Source organism: Clostridium sediminicola (assembly GCF_050402865.1).
Lineage (GTDB): Bacteria > Bacillota > Clostridia > Clostridiales > Clostridiaceae > Clostridium_AF > Clostridium_AF sediminicola.
Map to the genome: position 1 here is coordinate 378,216 of NZ_BAABMF010000003.1, position 24,807 is coordinate 403,022.

The 24,807-nt window shown below is 27.9% G+C and carries 25 protein-coding genes; 6 read left to right on the forward strand and 19 right to left on the reverse strand.

The genetic code is table 11. From position 1 onward, the window contains the following. Nucleotides 1–37: 37 nt before the first annotated feature. The 8 genes from ACQ3F0_RS08535 to mnmH all read right to left on the reverse strand — a co-directional run bounded on the left by ACQ3F0_RS08535 (nucleotide 38) and on the right by mnmH (nucleotide 7,009). The gene (locus tag ACQ3F0_RS08535; RefSeq protein WP_428864801.1) at nucleotides 38–1,018 is read right to left on the reverse strand and encodes an ABC transporter ATP-binding protein; all 981 of its coding nucleotides are present in this window, start codon (nucleotides 1,016–1,018) and stop codon (nucleotides 38–40) included. Then, complete coding sequence (locus tag ACQ3F0_RS08540; RefSeq protein WP_428864802.1) at nucleotides 1,018–1,905, reverse strand: glycine betaine ABC transporter substrate-binding protein; 888 nt, start codon at nucleotides 1,903–1,905, stop codon at nucleotides 1,018–1,020. Before ACQ3F0_RS08540 ends, ACQ3F0_RS08535 begins: the two co-directional genes overlap by 1 nt. Continuing rightward, a complete protein-coding gene (locus tag ACQ3F0_RS08545; RefSeq protein WP_428864803.1) occupies nucleotides 1,898–2,572 on the reverse strand; it encodes an ABC transporter permease in 675 nt (224 codons plus the stop codon). Before ACQ3F0_RS08545 ends, ACQ3F0_RS08540 begins: the two co-directional genes overlap by 8 nt. A 209-nt stretch (nucleotides 2,573–2,781) precedes the next feature. Continuing rightward, on the reverse strand, nucleotides 2,782–3,576 hold the full coding sequence (locus ACQ3F0_RS08550) for a hypothetical protein (protein ID WP_428864804.1): 795 nt from the start codon (nucleotides 3,574–3,576) through the stop codon (nucleotides 2,782–2,784). A gap of 197 nt (nucleotides 3,577–3,773) precedes the next feature. After that, the gene (locus ACQ3F0_RS08555; RefSeq protein WP_428864805.1) at nucleotides 3,774–5,129 is read right to left on the reverse strand and encodes an MATE family efflux transporter; all 1,356 of its coding nucleotides are present in this window, start codon (nucleotides 5,127–5,129) and stop codon (nucleotides 3,774–3,776) included. A gap of 210 nt (nucleotides 5,130–5,339) precedes the next feature. After that, the gene (locus ACQ3F0_RS08560) at nucleotides 5,340–5,543 is read right to left on the reverse strand and encodes a cold-shock protein (protein WP_428864806.1); all 204 of its coding nucleotides are present in this window, start codon (nucleotides 5,541–5,543) and stop codon (nucleotides 5,340–5,342) included. An 87-nt stretch (nucleotides 5,544–5,630) separates the two neighbouring features. Beyond that, on the reverse strand, nucleotides 5,631–5,969 hold the full coding sequence (locus tag ACQ3F0_RS08565) for an arsenate reductase family protein (protein WP_428864807.1): 339 nt from the start codon (nucleotides 5,967–5,969) through the stop codon (nucleotides 5,631–5,633). Nucleotides 5,970–5,980: 11 nt separating this feature from the next. Then, nucleotides 5,981–7,009: a tRNA 2-selenouridine(34) synthase MnmH gene (gene mnmH / locus ACQ3F0_RS08570; RefSeq protein WP_428864808.1), complete on the reverse strand. Its 1,029-nt coding sequence runs from the start codon at nucleotides 7,007–7,009 to the stop codon at nucleotides 5,981–5,983. A 179-nt stretch (nucleotides 7,010–7,188) separates the two neighbouring features. Here mnmH and ACQ3F0_RS08575 point away from each other — a divergent pair, with 179 nt between their 5' ends. Continuing rightward, nucleotides 7,189–8,595, forward strand: coding sequence for a sodium:solute symporter family protein (locus ACQ3F0_RS08575; RefSeq protein WP_428864809.1), 1,407 nt, complete (start codon nucleotides 7,189–7,191; stop codon nucleotides 8,593–8,595). Nucleotides 8,596–8,637: 42 nt separating this feature from the next. Next, nucleotides 8,638–9,921 carry an NPN-dependent 2-hydroxyacid racemase, LarAH10 family gene (gene larAH10 / locus ACQ3F0_RS08580; protein WP_428864810.1) on the forward strand — a complete coding sequence of 428 codons (1,284 nt, stop codon included), beginning with the start codon at nucleotides 8,638–8,640 and terminating at the stop codon, nucleotides 9,919–9,921. Between the two features lie 105 nt (nucleotides 9,922–10,026). Here larAH10 and ACQ3F0_RS08585 read toward each other — a convergent pair whose 3' ends face one another. The 3 genes from ACQ3F0_RS08585 to ACQ3F0_RS08595 form a co-directional block, all read right to left on the reverse strand. Next, on the reverse strand, nucleotides 10,027–10,620 hold the full coding sequence (locus tag ACQ3F0_RS08585) for a DNA-3-methyladenine glycosylase I (RefSeq protein WP_428864811.1): 594 nt from the start codon (nucleotides 10,618–10,620) through the stop codon (nucleotides 10,027–10,029). Nucleotides 10,621–10,719: 99 nt separating this feature from the next. Continuing rightward, nucleotides 10,720–11,085, reverse strand: coding sequence for a DUF4363 family protein (locus ACQ3F0_RS08590; protein ID WP_428864812.1), 366 nt, complete (start codon nucleotides 11,083–11,085; stop codon nucleotides 10,720–10,722). Nucleotides 11,086–11,103: 18 nt separating this feature from the next. Further along, nucleotides 11,104–11,814 (reverse strand): DUF421 domain-containing protein, encoded by a 711-nt coding sequence (locus ACQ3F0_RS08595; protein ID WP_428864813.1) that lies wholly within the window; start codon nucleotides 11,812–11,814, stop codon nucleotides 11,104–11,106. A gap of 168 nt (nucleotides 11,815–11,982) precedes the next feature. On the opposite strand from ACQ3F0_RS08595, the gene ACQ3F0_RS08600 reads away from it, so the two are divergent. After that, nucleotides 11,983–12,879, forward strand: a complete 897-nt coding sequence (locus ACQ3F0_RS08600) for an HD domain-containing protein (protein ID WP_428864814.1) — start codon at nucleotides 11,983–11,985, stop codon at nucleotides 12,877–12,879. A 118-nt stretch (nucleotides 12,880–12,997) separates the two neighbouring features. On the opposite strand, the gene ACQ3F0_RS08605 is transcribed toward ACQ3F0_RS08600, so the two are convergent. Then, nucleotides 12,998–13,174, reverse strand: coding sequence for a hypothetical protein (locus tag ACQ3F0_RS08605; RefSeq protein ID WP_428864815.1), 177 nt, complete (start codon nucleotides 13,172–13,174; stop codon nucleotides 12,998–13,000). A gap of 267 nt (nucleotides 13,175–13,441) precedes the next feature. Between ACQ3F0_RS08605 and ACQ3F0_RS08610 the strand changes: the two genes are divergently transcribed. Both ACQ3F0_RS08610 and ACQ3F0_RS08615 read left to right on the forward strand, forming a co-directional pair. Next, a complete protein-coding gene (locus ACQ3F0_RS08610; RefSeq protein ID WP_428864816.1) occupies nucleotides 13,442–14,137 on the forward strand; it encodes a cytochrome c biogenesis CcdA family protein in 696 nt (231 codons plus the stop codon). A gap of 31 nt (nucleotides 14,138–14,168) precedes the next feature. Next, complete coding sequence (locus ACQ3F0_RS08615) at nucleotides 14,169–14,753, forward strand: TlpA family protein disulfide reductase (RefSeq protein WP_428864817.1); 585 nt, start codon at nucleotides 14,169–14,171, stop codon at nucleotides 14,751–14,753. Nucleotides 14,754–14,928: 175 nt separating this feature from the next. Here ACQ3F0_RS08615 and pdxR read toward each other — a convergent pair whose 3' ends face one another. From pdxR to ACQ3F0_RS08650, 7 genes are all read right to left on the reverse strand, one after another. Next, nucleotides 14,929–16,386 (reverse strand): MocR-like pyridoxine biosynthesis transcription factor PdxR, encoded by a 1,458-nt coding sequence (pdxR, locus tag ACQ3F0_RS08620; protein ID WP_428864818.1) that lies wholly within the window; start codon nucleotides 16,384–16,386, stop codon nucleotides 14,929–14,931. A gap of 23 nt (nucleotides 16,387–16,409) precedes the next feature. Continuing rightward, a complete protein-coding gene (locus tag ACQ3F0_RS08625) occupies nucleotides 16,410–17,339 on the reverse strand; it encodes a D-alanine--D-alanine ligase (protein WP_428864819.1) in 930 nt (309 codons plus the stop codon). Nucleotides 17,340–17,430: 91 nt separating this feature from the next. Further along, nucleotides 17,431–17,889: a GNAT family N-acetyltransferase gene (locus tag ACQ3F0_RS08630; protein WP_428864820.1), complete on the reverse strand. Its 459-nt coding sequence runs from the start codon at nucleotides 17,887–17,889 to the stop codon at nucleotides 17,431–17,433. Between the two features lie 25 nt (nucleotides 17,890–17,914). Next, on the reverse strand, nucleotides 17,915–19,411 hold the full coding sequence (locus ACQ3F0_RS08635) for an HD-GYP domain-containing protein (RefSeq protein WP_428864821.1): 1,497 nt from the start codon (nucleotides 19,409–19,411) through the stop codon (nucleotides 17,915–17,917). A 34-nt stretch (nucleotides 19,412–19,445) separates the two neighbouring features. Further along, the gene (locus ACQ3F0_RS08640; RefSeq protein ID WP_428864822.1) at nucleotides 19,446–20,105 is read right to left on the reverse strand and encodes a response regulator; all 660 of its coding nucleotides are present in this window, start codon (nucleotides 20,103–20,105) and stop codon (nucleotides 19,446–19,448) included. Next, nucleotides 20,106–22,955, reverse strand: coding sequence for an ATP-binding protein (locus ACQ3F0_RS08645; protein ID WP_428864823.1), 2,850 nt, complete (start codon nucleotides 22,953–22,955; stop codon nucleotides 20,106–20,108). It lies immediately after the preceding gene. Nucleotides 22,956–23,073: 118 nt separating this feature from the next. Next, nucleotides 23,074–24,180: an aldo/keto reductase gene (locus ACQ3F0_RS08650; RefSeq protein ID WP_428864824.1), complete on the reverse strand. Its 1,107-nt coding sequence runs from the start codon at nucleotides 24,178–24,180 to the stop codon at nucleotides 23,074–23,076. Between the two features lie 187 nt (nucleotides 24,181–24,367). Here ACQ3F0_RS08650 and ACQ3F0_RS08655 point away from each other — a divergent pair, with 187 nt between their 5' ends. Then, entirely contained in the window at nucleotides 24,368–24,763 is a 396-nt protein-coding gene (locus ACQ3F0_RS08655) for a hypothetical protein (RefSeq protein WP_428864825.1), read from the forward strand. The last annotated feature ends 44 nt before the right edge of the window (nucleotides 24,764–24,807 follow it).

The following is a 24,807-nucleotide window of genomic DNA, read 5'->3' on the forward strand; positions in this document are numbered from 1 at the left end:
TAAAACCATCATCGATTTACGGATGATGGTTTTATTGTTAAGATGCATTTTTATTAAAGTTATTGATTTTCTCGTATGCTGATACTAAAGAGAATTCACCGATAATAACTCCATTTTTGTCTTTTACAGCAATTCTCTCTACCCCATAATCAAACATGACTCTAATCCCTTCCATTAATGTAGAATTCATATTCAAAAATGGTACATTTCTATTAGCAAAATATTTTTTTTCTTTTTCAGTTATTTCTTTACACATTTCATATACATGTGAAATATTTAAATAGGCTGCAAAATTCTTCTGACCAAAAAATTCTTTAACAAAATCTGTTTTTGGAGAAAAGAGCATTTCTTCTTTTGAACCCTCTTGTTCAATTTTGCCATTATTAAATAGTATTATCTTTGTTCCTAATTTTGTAGCTTCGCCAATGTCATGAGTCACAAATATAATTGTCTTCTTTAGTTTATTGTATATTCTTAATAACTCATCTTGTAAAGCTCTTCTAGATATCTCATCTACAGCACCTAAAGGTTCATCCATCAAAATAATATCTGGATCCGCTGCAAGAGCTCTTGCTACACCAACTCTTTGCCTCTGTCCTCCACTTAATTCTCTAGGATATTTATGCAGATGTTCCGCTTCTAATCTAACAAGTTTTATAAGTTCTTTTGCTTTTTCTTCTCTAATGCTTCTAGGCGTATTTTTTATATTTAAAACATAGCTAATATTTTCTCCAACAGTCATATGAGGGAACAGACCTATATGTTGAATTACATATCCTACACTTCTTCTTAACTCAATTGTATTCCATTTATTTATTTCTTTACCCTTAACAAAAATATTCCCACTTTGTGGTTTTATCAATCCATTAATTAATTTTAATATTGTAGTTTTACCACAGCCTGACGGTCCTATTAATGTTACAAATTCACCTCTATTAATGGAAAGATTCAAATTATTGATTACAGGCTTTTCATTCCCATAAGTTTTGGTTACATTTTCAAATTTTATAATCTCCATTAAAGCAATCCTTTCTTTTCAAGAAATTCTTTTGCAACATCCTTAGGATCTTTATTTTCTTTTTCTACTAAATAATTCATTCGAATCATTTCATCGTCACTAATCTGATTTGATAATTTATTTAATATTTCTTTTAATTCAGGATATTTTTCTAAAGTTTCTTTTCTTATTAATGTTGCTGCCTGGTAAGCAGGAAAAAAGTTTTTATCATCTTTTAATACTTTTAAATTGTATTTTTTCAACAAACCATCAGTAGAAAATACATTTATAATGTCTACTTCATCTGATCCGATAGCATCATACTTCAAACCAATATCAATTTCTTTTTTATCTTTAAATTTAAATCCATACATTTTGGATAACCCTGGCATTCCATCTTCTCTTTCATAAAAATCATATTCAGCACCTAAAGTCAAATTTTCACTTACTTTAGCTAAATCAGAATATGTTTCCAAATCATATTCTTCAGCAACAGATTTTTTTACAGCTATTGCAAAAGTATTATTAAATCCATATAAATCAAGCCATTCTATACCATATTCTTCCAAATAATCTTTCTTTACCTTTTCATATAACAAATTTGGGTCACTAATTAACTCTTGCTTTAAAACAAACAACAATCCTGTCCCGGTATATTCAGGATAAATATCTATTTCTCCCTTTACCATAGCAGGGTGAATATTTGAAGTTCCACCTCCAATTCCAAGCTTTTGCTCTACTTTAATATCAGTATTCGCTTCAATAAGTTGAGTAATTATTTCAGCTAAAATATATTGTTCTGAATGCGGTTTTGAAGCAATTACAAGTTTGTTGTTATTCTTATTACAGCTAAATAGTGAAATTGACATAATTAAAGCAATTAACATTATTGATATTTTTCTAAACATCCATCACAACTCCATTCTTTTCATTTCCTAAAATTTTAACTCTGATTTTTTTTTCAAATAATCCTAAAATCAAATCTGATATTATTGCAAGCAATGCCACCAGGATACTCCCTGCAAAAGTCATTTCCGCAAAATTTGTTGTAATACCTCGCCAAATAGAAACCCCCAAACCACCAGCTCCAATAAATGAAGCAATTCCACATAAAGCAATTGTCATTACAACCATTGTCCTAAAACCAGCTATTATTACAGGTAGTGCCATCGGTAGTTGAACTTTAAGTAACAATTGCCTATCTGTACTTCCCATTCCGATAGCAGATTCAATTATTTGTGAATCAACCTCATTGATACCTACATAGGTATTTCTTATAATAGGTAATACTCCATATAAAACTATTGCAATCAAAGCACTTTTATTACCTATTCCTGTAATTGAAACTAAGAACCCGAATAAAGCAATTGACGGTATAGTATATACCATATTGGCTATTGCTAGAACCATATTTGCCATTTTTTCTTTTCTAGTAATGTAAATTCCAAGTCCTATACCTATAATACTAATGATTAAAATTGCAGTTAACGATAAAATAATATGCTGTAGAAATAATTCCGCAAAAAAATCCCACCGGTCATATAAAAGTTTTATAACATTAATTAAAAATTTCATATATTCACCCTTTTGCTATTGAATTCTTATTTTAATATTTATTCATCAATACTCTTTAATTTGCTTTGATGTCAAATTATTATTTATCTAATAATTTATCTTTTCAATATAATAAAACAGCTTACGTTTACCCTAAAAGGTTGATACGCAAGCTGTTTTATTATATATAGTTTAATCAATATGTATTTTTCAGAATAACAAATTAATAATCAAAACTTAATTTTTTCATTTTCATGAATCTTCGTTCCCATATAATCAAAACGTATTTTAGTAAGAAGAAAAAATTCTCGTTCTATTTCTTTTATAAAATATCCCTTACTTAAATCACTTAAAAGTTTTTCAGCACTACAATCACGCATCATTTTATCAGCCAAAATTCCATTATTGTGGCTTAAATTAACCAATAAATTAATTTTTGCTCTTATTGGCATTCCCGATTTTATGATTTTTCTAAAGTTATATCTAGTTCTAATATACAAATAAATATCTGTCTTATTTTCAAAATTTACTGTGTCATCATATAAACTGGTTTTAAAGCGTTTTCGTGTTCCTTTATATAAGTTATATAAAAATTCGTGAATTTCCTTTGAGGTATGCCTACCTTTGATTATAAGATTATTCTCAAGATAATATAATTCTCTTATAAGCCATACTCTAGCTGATCCCTCAATACATCTATATAATAAATTTTCAATTTCAAAAAATTCATGTTCAATAAAATTTATTACATTATCATCAATATCAATTCCTTTTTGTAGAGACATCTTTACAAGAGCAGAAAGATATTCAAGTTTGTAATATTTAATAAACATTTCGCTTTTTACACAATAATAAGGTAATTTTTCATGAATTTCATAAGTTGTTGTTGTAAAGTCTTTTGCATACACATTATCTAAATAATCAATGTATTCATATAATACTTCATTTACTTTATCTATTTCATCCATTTTCTCAATTATATTTTTTCCAATAACTCTTACTAATTTAGATACTTTCTTCTCCATAGATATACCTCCTATTCAACGATTGAATTATTAAATAATATACTACGGTTATGTCAGTTAAAGTAATTTAAATAATCTTGCAATTACAAAGGTAATAAACTTTTAATTTACTTGTTAACTATAATTTTATCAGATAAGAGTTGTATTTTACAGTAATTGATAAAAATAAATTCTTCCAAATGTATAAACTTTTATTCTTACCACTCTGACATTTGATTTTTATACATGCTTTTAAAGATAATTAATACTACTGTAAAACTAACCAACTCTGAAATTAAAAACGCATACCATACACCGTCTAATCCAAATGCCTTTGAAAGAATAAATGCTACTGGAAGTAATACCACTAATTGTCGTAAGATTGAAACAATCATACTAACATGAGCTTTTCCCATTCCTTGAAAAGCGGTACTACACATAATTGAAATTGCTGCAAAAGGAAAACATAAACTAATAGTTCTTAAAGCTTTTACTCCAATTTTTATCATTTCATCAGAACTCTTGAATAATACTAATAGTTGTACTGGTATAACCTGAAAAACTATTAATCCTAGAAACATATACAAGAATGCAGCAATTGCGCCAAGCTTCAGTGCACCAGCTAATCGTTCTTTATTTTTTGATCCATAGTTGAATCCAATAATTGGCATAGTACCTTGCGCTAAACCAAAAATAGGCATAAAGACAAATGATTGAAGTTTATAGTAAACTCCGAGAACCGTTAATGGAGTATCTCCAAAACTAGCTAAAATAAGATTTAAACCTGTAAGCATAACAGATGCAATTGCTTGCATTATTGCTGCTGGTAATCCTACTAAGACAATACCTTTAAAAATATTACTATCGTATTTAAAATTCTTCATATTTAATTTCACATGATGTTCTTTGGTAAAAACTACAACTATTATATATATCATTGACAAAATTTGTCCTAATACTGTAGCAATAGCCGCACCTTTTACTCCCATTGCAGGGATACCAAAATATCCGAATATAAATATTGGATCTAAAATAATATTTGTAATAGCTCCAATTAACTGAGCTTTCATTGGATTCATCATATCTCCTGTTCCTTGAAGAATACTCATTCCTGCTTGAGCTAATATTCTACCAAAAGAAAAAATCATAATAATTTTAATATAATGAGTTCCTAAATTAATAACATTTTTATTTTCAGTAAAAAGCGGAAAGAATTTAGCTGCAAAGAAAATTCCTATTATTAATAATATTAAATACAAGATAACAGATAATAAAAATCCATGCTCGGCTACATTTGATGCTGCTTCAGTATCATTTTCTCCTAATTTTCTTGATATAAGTGAATTAATCCCTATCCCCAAACCAACAAAAAGAGCAATGATAATTAATTGTATTGGAAAAGCAAGTGATACTGCCGTTAACGCATCCTTACTAACTCTAGCAACAAACATACTATCCACAACATTATATGTGGCTTGAACTAACATTGCAAATATAGCTGGTAGTGACATTGTAATCATTAATTTCGGTATTGACATCGTTCCCATTTTGTTTTGCACATTCTTATTACTCATAAATCCCCCTAATTCTTATATCTACAAATTTATTAAATGACTCAAATATAAATATACATTAATCACTACTATATTTTAGATCTTTTTCAAGAATAACCAAACTAAATTTTAGCATATATTAGTAATGTCATCAACCAATTTATGTATATCATGATTATTTTTCTCATTTTAATTAATAAAACTATACTAAAAAACTGTGACTAAAGATAATCACAGTTTTTGTACATTTATTGCCATAGGTCCCTTTTCTTTTTCTACTACATCAAAAGATACTTCTTCTCCTTCATGTAAATCTTTATCGTTGGTTTTTTCTTTAACTTGAGCATGATGAACATAAACATCTCTTCCATCATTTGCAGAAATAAAACCATATCCTCTATCATTATCAAACCATTTAACCATACCAGTATACATTTTATTTAACAGCCCCTTATTTTCAATGAATACTCTACTATATCTAAATATATTATTTACTATATGGTCAAAAAATACTCAAAATATTTATTCCCATTCTTTCCAAACTTCAGGCTCATAACCAACTGTAGCCTTTTTACCATTACGAACTATAGGTGTTTTATATAATTTAGGATTGTTTAAAAGTATCTCTTCTTTAACACCCTCGCTTCTTATATGTTGTAAATTAGATTTTTCAAATTCTTTAGCTTTAGTATTAATCAAATTATTTAATCCCACTGCAGCCTTAACGCTTTGTAATTCTCCTTTACTTAATGCTTTTTCATTTAAATCAATAAATTGAAATTTAATTCGTCTCTCTTTAAAATATCTTTGCGCTTTTTTAGTATCAAAACATTTTTTTATTCCGAAAATTTGAATATTCATATTTAACTCCTTTAAAGATTTTTGAAATACTCTTCAATTCTTTTAATCGTATCATCAAAACTATTTACTTGAATTTCCATATCATATTGGTATCTTTTCGCACTTTTCATATAAAGTGGATCATAATAATTTACCATTAATTCTTTTGAGACATCTTCATAATTATTACTGTTAATCATCATTTTATATCTTTCAATATTTTCATTAGAAATATATTTATTTAATTTTTCTAGGCACTTAATAATTTCACAATTTGTATTTGTATCCCTTGTATACTCATTTAGAATTACCTTTGTCCTAAAGTCAATATCTGCCTCTAAATAAATATGCTTCCCTAATTTCATTTTATCTAATATATATTTAGGAACACTTACACTTCCAATTCTACTACTCTCAGCCTCAACAAACACATAATTTCCTTTTATATTACTTAAAGCATCAAACACATTTGTCTCAAATTGTTTCTGGCTATTTGTTTTACCTAGTCCAACATGACCTAACAAAGATCCTCTATGATTTGCATCACCTTCAAGATCTAAAACATTATATCCCTTAATTTTTAATTTTTTCAGTATTTCTGTTTTACCAACTCCAGTATTACCATGAAGTACAATATAATCTGTGTCTTCATTCAATTTAGGTAACTGTGATAAAACAAAGTTTCTATAAGCTTTATATCCGCCTTTTAATCTTGTAGCATCAATACCCATTTCAGAGATAATTGACGTCAATACACCACTTCTCATTCCTCCACGTGCACAAAAGAATATTATTTTCTGGCGACTTTTTTTTATTTCAATTATTTTTTGATAAATTGTAGGCAATTGCTTTGCTGCGAATTCAATCCCTATTTTTTTTGCCTTTTCCACACTTTCCTGTACATATATTGTACCTATTAGTTCTCTTTCCTCATCATTGAAAATAGGTATGTTAATTGCACCTTTAATAGTAGCTTCTTCATACTCTGATGGAGTTCGCACATCAACAAGTAAATAATCATCAGTTTTTTTTAAGTCTTTATATTCAATAGGTATGTACATAATTAATACATTACCTCCATTTCTATTTTTTTCTACAATCTTACGATTTAATCATCTTCTTTATATATAATAAACTATTTCGTTACTTTAAACAACATTTCTATAATAATGGTTGCTATCCAACTTGTTTTTATGTATAATTATGCATAATTATACTTATTTGTTAAGGGGGCTATTAAATGAATATTCAACTATTAATCGTAATTATTTATGTTATTGCTTTATTTGCTATAAGTTTTTATGCAAAAAAATTAGCTGGTAAAGGCAGTGACAATTTTATCTTGGCTGGTAGAAAATTAACTACTCCTTTGGTTGCTGTTACAATCACGGGATTAGCTGTTGGTGGTGCATCAACTATAGGAGTTTCAGAGCGAGCTTTTGGGGTAGGGCTTGCTGCTGGATGGTACAATGTAGCGTGGGCTGCTGGAGCAATTTTAATGGGGTTTGTTGCAGCTAGTAAATATAGAAAACTAAATGTTGCTACAGTTCCTGAACTTTTTGAAAAGTTTTATGATAAAAAAAGTAGAATTGCTTGTGTTGTTGGCCAAATTATTATTCAAATTGTCATTACTTCACTTCAATATGTTGCAGGTGGCGCCATGCTAGCATCATTACTTCCTAATATTTTCACATTTAAAACGGGAATTATATTTAGTGCTGTAGTATTTATTGGCATTACTTCAATTGGTGGGATGATGACTGCTGGACTTACAAATGTTTTAAATGTTACTTTAATATACGTAGGGATTATTATTTCTACTATAGTTATTGTATTTAAAGGAGGCGGCTTATCTACTATAACTACTAAACTTCCTGATACTGTACCATATTTCAGTCTTACAAAGGGGCTTGGAATGGTAGTTATTTTGGGATGGTTTGCTGTTATGATGACCCAAACTCTTTCTCTTCAAGGTACTGTTCAAATAGCATGTAGTGCTAAAGATTTAAAATCAGCAAAAAATGGCTTTATAATAGGTGGTTTATTAATGATACCTATAGGGTTTTTATCAGCACTTATGGGGATAGCTGCTAAAGCTGCATTTCCAGATATTAATGCAACTCTAGCTCTTCCACAAATCATTTTATCTTTAAACCCAATATTGTCCGGTATAACACTTGCCGCTTTATGGGCAGCTGACGTTTCAACTGCTTGTAGTTTACTCTTAGGGTCTGCTACTTTATTATCACAAGATATATATAAAAGATTTATTAACCCAACCGTCGACGATAAGCAATTAAATTTAGTTAATAAACTATCTATCTTAGCTCTTGGTGGATTTACTTTCATACTAGCATTTAATGTAGTTGGAATTTTAAAAACATTATTGATAGGACTAAGTTTAACAACTGCTTTTACAGTCACAGTATTATTTACATTATTTGCTCCGAACTTATGTAAAAAAAGTTCTGCTTTTAATACAACTATAGCTGGTATAATAGTATTAGTGTTATGGCAATTTGTACCTGCTATTAGGATTTTACCACATGTTATATATCTTGAATGGATAGTTTGTGTTTCTGTATTTTTATTAACTTTTTTAATTGATTCTATACCTGTTAGTAACGTTTCTGAATTAGCTGAATAACAAAACATCTATTAGTTAGAAAATAAAAAAGGAGGGCTTCTTATGGAAAAATTGTATACTGTTAAATATGGCGAAGAAAAAATTGAAATGAGTCTAAATGAAAATAATGTTATACAAGTTTTAGAATCAAAAGAAGTTGAACTAATAAAAGATATTGAAAAAGAAATAAATTATTTACTAGATAACCCTATAGATTCCAAATCATTTGATGAAATATTTTTAAAAAAAGATAAAGTAGCAATAGTAGTAAGTGATATAACAAGAGCATGGATTCAAACTTCTAAGTTTTTACCTCATATTGTAGCTAGACTAAATAAAAATGGTATTTCTGATGCTGATATTATAATTATTATTGCTAATGGAACTCATCGTAGTCAAACTAATAATGAATTAAGTAAAATTGTTGGCACCGATATCTATAACAGGATTGAAATTATAGAACATAATTGTGATGAGAACCTTGTATTTATTGGTCAAACTTCAAGAGGAACAGATGTAGAAATTAATAAACTTGTCGTGGATAGAAAAGTTATATTAACGGGAGGAATTGTTCACCATCTTATGGCTGGTTTTGGTGGCGGTAGAAAATCAATACTACCTGGAGTTGCTGGACGTAAAACAATTAATCAAAACCATTTACATTCTTTAGACCCTAAAAATCCTCATTCAAATCCACTAATAGGAGCAGGTGTTTTAAAAGGAAATCCACTTAGTTTGGACATGATAGAGGCTGCAAAAATGATTAATCCAGAATTCCTTGTAAATAGTATTGTTAATACTAAAGGTGAAATAATTAAACTTGTTGCTGGAAATTGGCTTACTGCTTGGGAAGAAGGTTGCAAGTGGACTGATGAAAATTTTGGAGTTACTATTAATGAAAAAGCTGATGTAGTAATAGCTAGTTGTGGTGGTTACCCTAAAGATATCAATTTATATCAATCAACAAAATCGCTATTTAATGCTGTTAGAGCTTTAAAAAACGGTGGAACATTGATATTACTTGCTGAATGTAGAGACGGTGCAGGTGCCGATGCATTTTTCAACTGGGTTGAACCTCTAAAAAGAGGTGATCTAGATAATGAACTACGTAACAACTTTAATATACCTGGTTATATATTTTATGCTGCAATTGAAGCTATAAAAGATAATAACGTTATATTATTATCATCTATTAGCCCAGAAAAGGTTGAACCTATGGGAATGCAAGCTGTAAATTCATTTGGATCTGCCCTAAAAAAAGCTGGACTAGATAATAAAAATAACGATTCAAAAATTATTATTATGCCTTATGCAGGCAGTACTGTTCCAATGTTCCATAAAAAATAAAGGCAAATATAACTAGAAAATCATTGAAAAATGGAATTAGTCCATTTCTTACAATAAAAAGGACTATAGGTTTTCATTTAGTAAAACTTATAGTCCTTTTTTTAGTTATTTTGAAATTTCTTTTTTACTTTTATAGTATTTTTGTACTTCATTATATCTAAGACAATTAACCAAATGATCATTAACTATTCCTGTTGCTTGCAAATGGGAATAAATTATCGTTGGTCCTAAGAATTTACAACCTCTTTTCTTAAGGTCTTTAGCTATTCTCTGACTTAATTCTGTTTTAGCCGGTAATTCTTTAAGGTTTGTCCATGAGTTTATCACAGGCTTAAAATCTGTAAATCCCCAGATATAATTAGTAAAACTTCCGAATTCCTTCTGAATTTCAATAAACACTTTTGCATTATTTATAGATGATTCAATCTTTTTACGATTTCTAACTATTCCCTTATTATTGATTAATTCTTCTATTTTTTTTTCATCGTATTCTTTTACTATTTCGGGGTTAAAATTATCATAAGCTATTTTGTAATTTTCCCTTTTATTCAAAATCGTTGACCAGCTTAATCCTGCTTGGGCAGATTCTAATACCATAAATTCAAAATGAATCTGGTCATCATAAATTGGTTTTCCCCACTCCTCATCGTGATATTTAATGTAAAGTTCACTACCTAAACACCATTCGCATCTTTTCATATCCCCACATCCAATCAATTAGTCATCTTAAATAATATTCTAGCATAATACAGAACCGTTAAACCACAGTAAATATCACAATAATAAAAGTTTTTTGAATTAATTACCTAAATTATCCCAATGACCTTTCATTTCACTCAATTCTATAATAGCTGCTGTTTTATCTCGAGCGATAATTGCACCTTGAATTCTTGATATATTCACGTTAATTTTATCAACTTCATCTTTTTCTACACTGAATTGAATCCTCTTTAGTACTTTTACCCATGCAATGTTTAGGTTTTGTAAATTATCTTGAGCTTGTTGCCATTGTTCATTTTTTAGATCATTCTCAATATTATCTAAAGCCATATTTACATCATCTTTATTATTAAAAGATCTTTTTAAAATTTGTCCTGAATTCATTGCCAATACAAATAAAATTAAAATTAAGGATGGTATTAAAAACTGCTTTATTATTTTCATTTGAAATCACCTTGATCTTCACTTAAATATATTTTTGTTACTAATAATATTATCTTTATACAAACTTAGCTTTAATTTGTTATTAGAATCCATAAATGCATAAAACACTTCAGAATAGTTATTTACTTTCTGCTTCTTTAAGTTATTTAAAAGCCATTGTTCATCAATATTAACCTTAGATAAATTATCATTGATAACTATCCCACTAAAAATTAAACCATTATTAATACTACAATCATTTTTGGGTATGTTCATGGAAAGAATAATGTTTTTAAAATCCTCTTGTTTTAAAATTGAAACTTGCCCGTTTGCCTCAATTATTGCAAATTTAACTTCATTTATATCAAATATATCCTTAATTCTAAGTTGCTCTAAAAGCTCACTAAAAGTAAACTTAACTTCTTTTAAATTCTTTGCCAATACTTTTCCGTTATGTATAACAATTATTGGATGATCGTTAATATAGTCAGCTGCCTTCTTTGATTTTAAGGAAATAAACTGCATTAAAATACCCATAACAGTCCATGTAAATAAGCCAATCCAATGTGGCCATGCTGCACTACTTAAATCAATAGTAAGATTAGCGGCAAATGAACCTATGGTAATCCCTAGTATATAATCAAAATAAGAAATTTCACCTAATTGTTGCTTTCCTAATGCCCTTGCAAAAATTAAAAGTGTGAAAAATCCTATGATTCCCCTAAAACAAACAACTAAAGCTTCATCCATATAAGTCACCACCTTAAGTTTTATAATTACTATTATTTACTATTTACTGAAAATTATTAAATGCCAATATATTCAATTGAAATTAATGAATATTCGAGTGAGTATATCAAAAAATAAAGTTAATTTAGAGTTTAACAAAAAAGCTCTATATATGGAGGTATGATTATTATGAAGAATTTATTTTCTAAAGATATTAAGAAAGGTGAGAAAAGAAATATTTCATTAATGTTAATGAAAAAAGTTTTTAGAGAAAACGAAAAAACCATAGCATACTTTGGAGATAAAACTGGAGATATAAAATGCGAAATAGTAGATGAAAAAGATGAATTAATAGTAGGTGATGTGCTCACCCTAGTAGGTATTTGGGATAGGATTTTTGTTGTTGAGACCTATAAAAAAATATTAGAATATGATGTAGAAGATTATCTACCCTGTATTGAAAGACCTCTAGTAGAAATTATGAATGAGATTGATTATATTACAAATAGAGAAATTAACAGTAAAGAATGTAAAACTCTAAATGACTATTTTTTTAAGAATCCAGATTTTTTAATGAAATTCAAAAAAGGTATTGGTGGTGTAAGTCAGCATCATAACTATAGGGGTGGTTTGGCTGAGCATACATTAAATGTAATGTATTTATCAACAATTTTAGCGGATAGATATAAATCTAACAATAGAGAAATTGCAGTACTTGGTGCTAAGCTTCATGACATAGGTAAAATTGAAGAACTCTTTGTTGATGGCCCATTCTCTTATACTTTGCGTGGAGAAATTGAAGGACACATAGTTATCGCTGTTTCTATGGTTGAAGAAGCGTTTAAAGCTCAGCCAGATTTATATAGCGAAAATTTTATAGAAAGAATAAAAGGATGCATTATTCAACATCATGGAAAAATGGAGTATGGCTCTCCAAGAAATTTAAATATGGAAGAATCGTACATTGTTCATTATGCAGATTATATAGATGCTACAATGAATAAAATCACTCAAATAAAAAAAGATGTTCCTCAAGGAACTTGGTCAGAATATGATAGAAGAATTGGTACAAAACTCTATCTTTAATTGGATTTAGATTTAATAATCATTTATAAAATAATAAGCAGATGTATGTCCGTCACAAACCTTACATAACCTCTGCTTATAGTTATTTTTATCCAATACCTTGTTTTTTAGAATTATTCTAATGCTCGTATGGCTTTTGATGCTTAGCTTTTCTAACATATGATCCCTTTCCTTTCTTTGCTTTATGAATACCTACTCCTCTTCCAATTTCGTCAGTATCAAATTTTCGAGTATTGAGAGGGTCAACACTGACTGTAAAAGAAAAGCCTTTTTTGAATTTACTTTTTTTGCTCATCAAAATCACTCCTTCATTTATTATTATATTTATTATAACATATATGATACATGTTATATCATTCCTTGGAACAACCTAGTTCAATTACCATGTTAGAGTTTTTATAGCAATCAAATAATATTTTTTCATTGACAAATCACATGAGAATAGTTATTATTTACTTATACCCCGCAAAGGTATTTTCTTGTTGACTTTTAATTTATAGTAAATAATTAATGTATAAATAAAGCGTCACAATAAATTCCCAACATATTAGGAGGAAAAACTATGGGCTTAAACGATGTTTCATACTCAATTGCATTAGGAGCTGGCTTCCTATCATTTTTTTCACCATGTTTACTACCATTAATGCCTGTATATATAATGTATATTACTAATGTTAGTATCGAAAATGAACTTAAAAAGAAAAAACTTCTAGCATTATCAAGAGCTTTAGGATTTGTTATTGGATTTACCTTGATTTTTATGATAATGGGAACTTCCGCTAGTTTCCTTGGAAAAATACTTATAAGAAATAAAATAGTTTTTACAAAAATCAGCGGCCTATTAATTATATTTTTTGGACTAAATATGTTAGGTGTAATTAAATTGAAGTTTTTAAACATGGAAAAACGTTTCAAAGTAAACGAAAGAATCAATAATTGGTTTGGTTCAATTATTATGGGTATGGCATTTGCAGCTGGTTGGTCACCTTGTTTTGGACCAGTTTTAGCATCTATTTTAGTTTATGCGGGTGCTACTGCTACATTATCAAAAGGAATTTCATTATTGTTAATGTACTCTATTGGTATGGCTATTCCATTTATACTTACAGCAGTATTTATTAATTCATTCAGTATAATAATTTCTAAATCAGGCAAGTATACATCATATATTCATAAAATCAGTGGGGTTATAATGATACTTTTTGGAATATTAGTATTTTTTGATAAAATTGTAAATATTAGTAGATTACTTATTTAAATATTTAAACTTAATTAGGAGGTATGCAAAAATGAATAAAAAAAAATCTAGTCTATTACCAATTTTAATTATTTTATTAACTTTAGTTACCTTTACAACAAGTTGCTCCTCTTCTGGCAATAATACTATCCAGAACAGTAAAAAAACTAATAACTCTACTGAAGAAGTAAAAGTACAAATAGATTCTAGTGTAGAACTTAAAGTTGGAGAGGAAGCTCCAAACTTTACTCTTGAGAATTTATCTGGAAAAGCTACATCTTTAAAAGATTATAGAGGAAAGATAGTACTTATAAATTTCTGGGCAACTTGGTGTAAATATTGCGATAAAGAAATGCCTGATTTAGAAAAATTCAACAATGAGAATGATGATTTAATTGTACTTGCAGTAGATGTAAAGGAAAGTAAAAATACCGTTGAGAAATACATAAAAAAAGGTGGGTATACTTTCCCAGTACTTCTTGATAAAGATGCAAAGTTAGCAAGTACTTACCTTGTATCAGCTTACCCTACGTCTTACTTTGTTGATGAGGAAGGTATTTTATTGGGTTCTATCCAAGGAATGATGACTTATGAAAAAATGAATGAAGTATTAACCGTTATAAGAAATAATCAATAAAATGAAATATGACAATAACACTTATTTTTGTTAACAATTTAGAAACATTTTTAACACATAGATGTCACACTACAGTATTATAATTCAATTAACAATTAAAATTCTATCCCCCTAAAATTAGAATTTATAAAAGAACCAGTACTAAATAGAGTGCTGGTTTATTGTTTATTAACACTTATTCTTCGTGTATACACTTACCTATAATTTTTATTCCTCTTTCAATCTCTTCTATAGTTAATCTTGAAAATCCAAGCCTTAAGGTATCCCATCCAGCTTTTTTATTATCTAGTGAGTCTGTGTAAAAAATATCTCCCGGTGTAAAAATCACTCCTTTATTCATACACTTAGCTAATAATTCTCGTGAAGAAATACCTTTTAGTTTAATAAAAATATAAAGGCCTCCATCTCCAGTTATACATTTGTATGGAATATGTTCTTTCACTAACTTCATGATAAGTTTATATTTCTCACTATAAATATTCCTAATTTTCTTTACATATTTTTCAAAGTTGCCGTTTTCGAGATAATCATAAAGTATAGCTTGATCTAAAGATGATGTATGGATATTTCTACTTCTTTTCACACTTTCCATAATATTTATTAGTTCTTTATCAGCTAAAATCCACCCTATTCTAATTCCTGGAAATAAAATTTTTGATAAACTTCCAATGTATATAACAGAATTATCTTTATCACTAATAGCTGCTAAAGGTGCGATATGATCACTTTTCATTTGTAATTCTTCATTGAAACCATCTTCAATTATTGGTATATTATTCTGTTTTAGTATTTTATAAAGTTTTTTTCTCTTATCATACGGCATTACTTGACCTGTAGGATTATGATAGGAGGGTATAAAAAAACTAGCTTTGATATCATTACTATTTATTTTTTGTTCTAAATCGCTAATATCTAGCCCATCAGGTATCGAATCAATACCTAAAGTATTTAATTTATGCAATTTCATAATTTTTAATGCTGTATTATGAGTAGGATTTTCACATAAAATTTTATCCCCTTCTTTTAAAATTGTAGTTAATACCATATCAAATCCTTCAGTAAAACCATTAGTAATAAGTATACTTTTATCTGCTGTATTAACTCCTTTAGATTTCATATATCTTAGCAAGAAATCTATAAGTTTTTTATATCCTTGAGCATATCCGTAATTAAGCAGTTTACCTCTTTCCAAAGATACTACATTAGAAAAAGATTTTTTTAGTTCTTCTATATCGAACAACGTTTCGTCCGGAGCAATAGTCTTAAAAGATATCATCCCTTTTTTATATATCGATTCATTTTTCATAATATCAAGCTTTTCTGCCATTTCAGCATAATCTGTTAATTTTGTTTTCCAAGATATTTCCCATAAAGATGCTTTTTCATTACCTTTGTTTACTACATTAACATAGGAGCCTTTTCCTTTAATCGTGTATATTAATCCTTCATCCTCCAATAATTCATAAGCAGACATAACACAATTTCTACTTACACATAAAATTTTAGAGAGTTCCCTTGTGGATGGAAGTTTACTATTTACTACAAGCATATTGCTAATTATCATGTTTTTAATTTGAGTATAAATTTGCAAATATTTTTTTTCTTTATTATTTATTTTTAAATTAAATATCATACGGTACCTCAATTTCTAAAATTTTATCTATTTATCTGTAAAGAGTATTCTATGATCTTATCCAATAATTGTTGAAAATCGAGACCAGCTGCTTTTGCACTTTTAGGTATTAGACTGTTTTGCGTCAAACCAGGTAATGTGTTGATTTCTAGCACATTAACCTCTTCCTCACAAATTATCATATCAATTCTTGCATATACATGCAAATCAAATTGTTCCCATAGAGTTTTTGATATATTTTTAACCTTATTATTTAAATCATTTGGTAATTCAATAATTTTTTCTTCTGCACCATCATTATCATATTTAGATTCATAATTAAAAAAATTAGCTTTAGGCTTAATTTCAATTATCGGTAGCATTTCCCCATTTAACATGCTGACTGTAATTTCTTCACCATTAATAAACTCTTCAACAATGACATCTTTATCGTATTCAAATGCTAAAGAAATATAATTCAATAATTCTTTTTTATTTTTACCAATAAAAATTCCTATACTAGACCCACCCTTATTGGGCTTTATTACAACTGGATACCTAAGTCCTACTAACCCATTATCTTTTATAAAAGAATCTTTGTTTTTATAAGATTTAAAATTTTCCAAGCTAATATTTATCCATTTTGGAGTTTTTATTCCACTATACCTAAATAATTTTTTACTCATGATTTTATTCATACATAAAGCACTTGAAAGAACCCCACATCCTGTATATGGTACATTCATTGTTTCTAAAATAGCTTGTATTCTTCCATCCTCTCCAAATTCCCCATGCAAAGCAATAAATGCAAAACTCAAATCTCTTACCTGATCAATTAATTGAAACCTAGTATTTATCGGAATAGGTAAAACCTCATATTTACTCTTATCTAAATTCTTTATAATTTCTTCCCCAGTCATTAAAGAAATATCTCTTTCGGTAGAATCTCCTCCCATAATAACCCCTATTTGCATAAGAACCTCCTTTTTTGTTTAAAACACAATACTTTTTTATTACATTCTATGCTTCAACGTCCATAAAATAAAGAACCACCTAAGGGCAATTTTATTGCTTAGGTGGTTGCTTTTTATATAACATTTTTATATGAGGTATTTCATCTTCTAAATATACTTCTGAAATTGTTTTAAATCCTAGCCTATTATAAAAACCTTCAGCATATTTTTGAGCTGATATTTTTACTTCAGTTTCATCAAGTTCAGTTTCAATATATATTAAAGCTCTCTTCATCAAATCATATCCAAGATTTTCACCTCGATGATCTTTTCTTACTAATATTCTCCCCATAGACAGTTCTTTGTAAGCAATTCCTCTTGGTAGAATACGAGCATAAGCTATAATTTCTCCCTTATCCTCACAATAGATGTGATACCCTTCTAAATCTTTATCATCACATTCTGAATAAGGACAATCTTGTTCAACCACAAAAATATTAATTCTTTCTTTAAGTACGTTATAAAGCTCTATAGTAGTTAATTCATTGAATTTTTTGATTTTCCAGTTCATCGTTATCTCCCTTGAAAAATTAATTTTAATCACCTAATTCTTCATAAATATATTTAAAGTCTAAATGTGCTTTCTTGAATGTTTCTAGCACATTAGGATCAAAGTGCTCCGGATTAACTCTACCATCGCCTTTAGTTATGATTTGGTAAGCTTTTTCATGAGAAAAAGGTGGTTTATAACTCCGTTCACTTCTCAATGCATCATATATATCCGCCAAAAAAACTATACGAGCAGCTATAGGAATTTCTTCACCTTTTTTTCCATCAGGGTACCCAGTTCCATCATATCTCTCATGATGACTTCTAGCAATTTCAGCTGACATTTTTAGGTATTCTGAATCTCCAACTATCTTCTCACCAAATACTGTATGCATTTTTATTTTTTCAAATTCTTCTTTTGAAAGCTTTCCTGGTTTTGTTAATATCTCTTTTTCCACATAAATTTTACCTACATCATGCATTTGTGATGAATTATAAATATGTTTTACAAATTCTTTATTCATACCCAATCCTTCAGCTATCCGTTTTGCAAAAGTATTAACTCGTTTAATATGTTGCCCAGTTATATCATCATTAACTTCTGCTGCTCTAGCTAAAGCATTTGTTGTGTACTCAAATGCTCCCTCAAGTTCATTCATTTGAGATTTAATACTTTCTAACAAATCAAAATTAATTGCTAATGCCTTTATAATTCCTATGTCATAATTTGAAACAGGATTATCATAGTTCATACCGATAAGAATAATTTTCCCAATTGTAAATCCTGTAAAATTTTTTATTTCTGAAATATTTCTTTTTATAGCATTTGGAAAATTTCTATCATTGATACTTATATCCGATAATTCATTTATGTTATAATTTCTACTAAAACCATTGCTTCCATAAATATCGAAGTTAAAAAAATCATTTTTATCTATTTTGAAACATAGTTTTTCTGTATATTCACCATTACTCATTTGAAATTTAATTGTGTCATAGCCATTATTTTGAGCAGTTAATACCCATATAATTTCAGGTTTATTATTTAAAAATAGGTTATTAGCAAAAACTAAATCCAAAGATTTTTTAATCATTTTGTTAGTATCATCTTCCTCATAAACATAATCCTTAAAAAATGATTTGAATTCTCCATTAATTAGATCTATAGCATTGTAACTTTCCATTACATTATCATATTTACTCTTAAATATACTTGACTGCTTAAGTAAAGCTACTAGTGTACCTTCAAGTTCGTTTATATGTACAACTATTTCGTGTTTCAATAAGTCGTTAATATCATTAAATCTATCATATATGTATATCACTGGCAAATAATCAATAGACACAGTAGACTGTATCATTTCTAAAGTACTATCTTCATAACTATCTAAATCTACAATTAACGCTCTTGGACTTCTTTTATATAATTCCATCATTAGACTATTCTTATCAATAGAATAAACCTGATATCTATTAAATGTATATTCTCTTATTTTTGATTCTCTCTTATTATTTAGAGTCATCAAAAATATACAATCGCTCATTTATGGATCCTCCTGCTCTATTAAATTAGTATGATTATATCTGTGATATTTCCACAAATCCGCCAGCTTCTAAAATGCTATTGCTCAATTCATTAATATTATCCATAATATCTTTAGGTATTTCATTAGCTTTTTCAAAGTCAAAAGTTACATAAAGAGGTTTAATAAACAATAATCCTTTAATCGCTAAATGTAGCTGGTTTAAATTCTTATTATTTAAATATTCATTGAATTTTACTATAAATTTTCCATTTATATTTTCAATTACAAATCCGTTCTTTGTTTCTAAAGATTCCTCTTTTTTATTTAATTTTATTTCATCAACAAACATACTATCATCAAGAACTTCATTAATAACACCCAATAACTTGCTTGGTTCTATAGGCTTTGTAACATAATGCTTTGCTCCATTATTTAAAGCTTGAAATACCATTTGTTTTTGATTAAGTGCACTAATTATTACTATCATGGCATTTTTGTCATTGTTTATAATCTTCTTAACAGCCTCTACACCATTCATTTTCGGCATTGTAATATCCATAGTAATCAAATCTGGTTTTAACTCTTGATGTAATGCCAAAGCTTGTACCCCATCCTTTGCTTCGCCCACAACATCATGACCATTCTTTGTAAAAATTGAGTATAAATTTTTTCTCATTACAGTAGAATCATCTACTATCAATATTTTAGCCATTTATAAATCCTCCACTTCATTATTTCCAGTAACTTCATCATTTATTAATAACATATGGATATTAAATTGATATTTCTTATAATTTAATTTAAATGATAATATTTCTGATTGAGCATATTTAACATAGCCATCACTATTAGATAAAACTGCTGGCAATCCAATACTGAATTTACTATTTGTGTTATTAAATTTACCAAAAGATGATCCTAAAATAGTATTTGAAATTTCTCCAATTACGTCATCTATATATTCTACTATATCATCTTCTTCAATTCTATCAAATATAAATCCCTTAACAAACTCTTTAGCCATGCATTCATTAACACTTACCATCATTATAGAATTAAAATTGCCTTTTAAACTTATCAAAGCTGTAATTTTATCTAATGTTACCATATTCTTTGTTTCTATTTCGCTCAAATCAAATTCTATCCCAGTTTGACCTAGTATTATTTCTTTACTTTTTTTCATTACTTCTTTCATAAAGTCTTCAGCAGTAACAGTGACATTTTCTTTATCATAAACTTTTGGAAGAGTAATAATAAATCTTGTACCTTCATTTTCAGTACTTTCAACTTTTATTTTCCCATTAATATTTTCTATGCATTGTTTTACTGCTGCCATTCCAACCCCTCTACCTGATACATATGTTGCATTTTTTTTAGTAGTTATTCCATGTTCATATATGAGTTCTAATTTTTGACTTTGTTTTAACTTATTGAATTCTTCATCATTATATAAGCCAATTTTTAAAACTCTTTCTTTTATCTCTTTTAAATCAATCCCTTTACCATCATCAGAAATCTCTATTAAAAAACTATCACCTAAATCAGTAATATTGCACCTTATGTTTCCTAACAAATCTTTGCCCATCTCTAATCTCGTATCTTCACATTCTAACCCATGATCAACACAATTTCTAAATATATGTACCATAGATTTTAACACATCCTGATAATAATTACTATCAACTAATACATCATCACCTTCAATAACTAATGGTGCTACATTCTTACCTAACCTCTCACTTAGTTTAATAATATAATCTGTATAGGTTCTCAAAAGATCTTTCAGTGATTTATACCTTAGACTTTTAATAAGAGGTAAAATTACTCTACATTCTTTCGTAGATAATGTTTCTTTAACTTTTTTTTCAATTTCCAAAAGTTGCTCTTTCTTTACATAACAAAATTCCTCATCCTTTATAAAGTTCTCACCTGCATAAGCTTCGATAATCCCTAAATCCTCCATTAACCAAGCTTTTAGTTGTTTATTATCAATATCTTTTATATAAAACAAACCATTTTTTTCGTATAATTTACTTTCTAACTCGTCTAATTTTGAAATAAGATTGACCATTTCGTACTGACTGAAATTACCCTTAAATGTATGAATTTCTCTAAGAGTTTCTTCATATTTTTCTTTTGGTATCCTATCAAATGATTTGGAGGCAAAATTCTCAAAATCAAATACAAGTTCTCTAAAATCATCTCTATTTAGTATTGTTTTAACTACCATTTTCAAAGTATCGTGTTCCTTATCTCTTTCCTTTTGCAATAATTTTTTTTCAGTTATATCTGTAATTATAGTCATTATAATGTCTTCATCATTCTCATCTTTAACAACTTTATATGATAAACTTAAGATTTCATTGTTTATTAATATTTCTTCTGGTAATAACGTCAAATATATTCCTTGCTGTTCTTTATCTATAGTAAAAATTTTTCCTAATAAATCATCAATAAATTCCTGCATAGTATCATTTTCAGGATAAATTATAGAAGATAATTTTTGAGCACCAATACACTCATTAAAGATTTTTTTACATACAGAGCTGTATTCACGATGAATAACTAAATCTTTTTTAAAACTTAATATCCCTTGTTCAACATTATCTAAAATATTAGTTAACTGAGAATTTTTATTATCTAAGGTTTTATTAGTATCTTTTAAAACTTTTTCATTTTCGTGCAAAGTTAAATTTTGAAATTCCAATTCTTTGTTTTGATTTCCTAATCTTTCTATGTATTCGTTCATTCTAGACATTATCTTATTTGTGCTATTTGCCAAACTCTCTACTTCATATACAGGTTTATCAAATTTTATTTCAGTTTTTATTGCTGCTTCTATATTTCCATTAGCTAAATCTTGCATCTTTTTATCTAAATCTGACAATGGTTTTATAATGGCACCACTTAATCTAAAAAATACTAATTTGGTTATTAATAATGTTAATATAAATAAAAATATGCATATAGTTAATAACCCTATATATCCTCCATAAATTATGGAAGAATTTAGCTTAACTTCTAGTGTTACTAGTTCTGACTCATCTTCATTATAAATTATAGTTTTCACCGTAGTATTTATATTTTTTATAAATCTATTTTCATCTACAGTTTTATATTTAAAATTATCCTTTTTATTTGAAATTCCAGAGTCATATATAAGCTCTCCATTTTTTGAAATTTTATAATGAATACTCAGAGTTGGTAATTCTTTCTCAATTAATTTAAATTCACTATTTTCATTAATACTAAAATCATGCTTTTTATCACCAAAAAATTCAAATGAAAAACCAACCCTTTTAAATAAGTTCTTAAAATAAATATCTCTACTATTACTATTATCTAAATATATCCCCTTTGCCTTTGCTATATTTAATTCTCTTTCTATTTTATACTTCATTTGATAGGCAGCATATTCTACAATAATACCACTTGAAATTTTAAAAATTATTCCTAGTGCAATCATAAATGCAATTAACATTAGTAATAAACTAGAAAAATTTACTACTGAAATCATTTTATCTATTCTATGTTTTAAGCTTCTGTTATTATTGTTTACCATGGGATAACCTCACTTTACTTAATTGAAAGTTACATACTTTTTCCAATATACCATTTTTAAATACATTATATATTAGAATTATTAATTATTTATTAAGAAAATAAAAAGATGTGAGAATTTACACATCTTTTTTAATATTAGCTATATGTTTTAACCTTTCAATAATTGGTAAGTGTTGAGTACACAGTTTTTCACATTTACCACAAGCGATACAATCAGCAGCCCCATTTATCTTTAATCCCCAATGCCATTTTAACCTGTCCTCTATGCTTTTATCTTCTTTCTTCAAAATAAACATATTATATGCGTCCATATATTTAGGAATATCAATTCCTACTGGACATCCTTTGCAGTAACCACAACCTGTGCAGAGAGAATCCAAAGAATTATTCAAATGGTTCTCCATTAATCTTAACTTTTCTTCAGTAAATACTTTTATTGAATCTCCAGCTTTTACATTCTCTTTTACTTCTTCTATAGTTCCCATACCAGCTAACGCTATAGTAATTTCTTTATGAGAAACATTGAATTTTAATGCTGCTTGTGCTAAAGTGTCTTCTTCATTCTCTTTGATAAAAGAATAAAAATCAGGATTTTGAGGGATTATTCCTCCACCAAGAGGATTCATTGTAACAACTCCTAACCCTTGCTCATAAGCCGCTTTGATTCCTTTTTGTCTAAATGCAAAATTAGTAGCATTGTATCCAAGAGTTACCCCTTCCCATCTTCCATCTTTAACCATAGCTTCTATTTCTTCACCACTAGCATGAGTTGAAAATGTAATATGGTCAATAAGTCCTTCTTCTTTTAATTTCAGCGCTCCTTCGTAAGGACCACCTTTCGCAATAACTTTTTTATAATGGTCTAAATTTAGAATACACCACATATGCATAAAATTTATTTTATCTACACCTAATCTCATTAGTGATTTTTCAACTCTTCTTCTTAAATCATCTGCAGTTGGTTCACTATTTACATTACTTTTTGTTGATACATAAAATGGATTAGGCATTTTCTTAAATGCAGCCCCCATAATTTCTTCACTTTTATCATGGCAATACATAGGTGCAGTATCAAAATAGTTGATACCTAAACTACTTGCATATCTTACTACTTCAGCTGATTTTTCTAAAGATTCATTATAATCCTCTTTTCTGAAACGCATACCTCCAAATCCTATAACTGAAACCTTTTTGCCTGTTTTTCCATATTCTTTATATTGCATAATTTCACCTCATTATAATTCATACATATCTTTCTTATCAATTATACCATAATCTTTTTATAAAACTTATAAAAAATTTAGCTACAAATTAATATAATACTATCACCATCTCTATATTTAGAATATTATAAAATATATAAAAGTACGAAATTTATAAATATATTTATACTAAATGAGGTGAATTTTTATGAATAATAAAAATTGTTGTAAAACGGAAATAAACCATATTTTATACTTAACTCCTCCAGCAATAGAAATTACTAATATAGAGCATAAATTTAAAACTAAACCAAAAATCATTTTCTCAACTGATAAAGATAAAGAGACCATAATAAAAGGTATAATTGAGAAGAAAATAAAGTATAAAGATTTTAACAACAATGATAAAGAGATAGTTGATGATATCCCTTTCGAAGATAAAATTAGCTGTTGTTATACTGACACTAAAAAATATACTATTGATTCTATTGAAATATCTGAGCTCTGCCGAAAATTATCTGGAACTGATACTATAGGAGGAAGAACAGTTTTTGGAACTCTCCTTGAAAAAATTTCTGTTAAAATTGCATTTTCAAAATTATAATTAGTAAATGAACATCCTTAAAAATAAAAAGATACATACCTAAT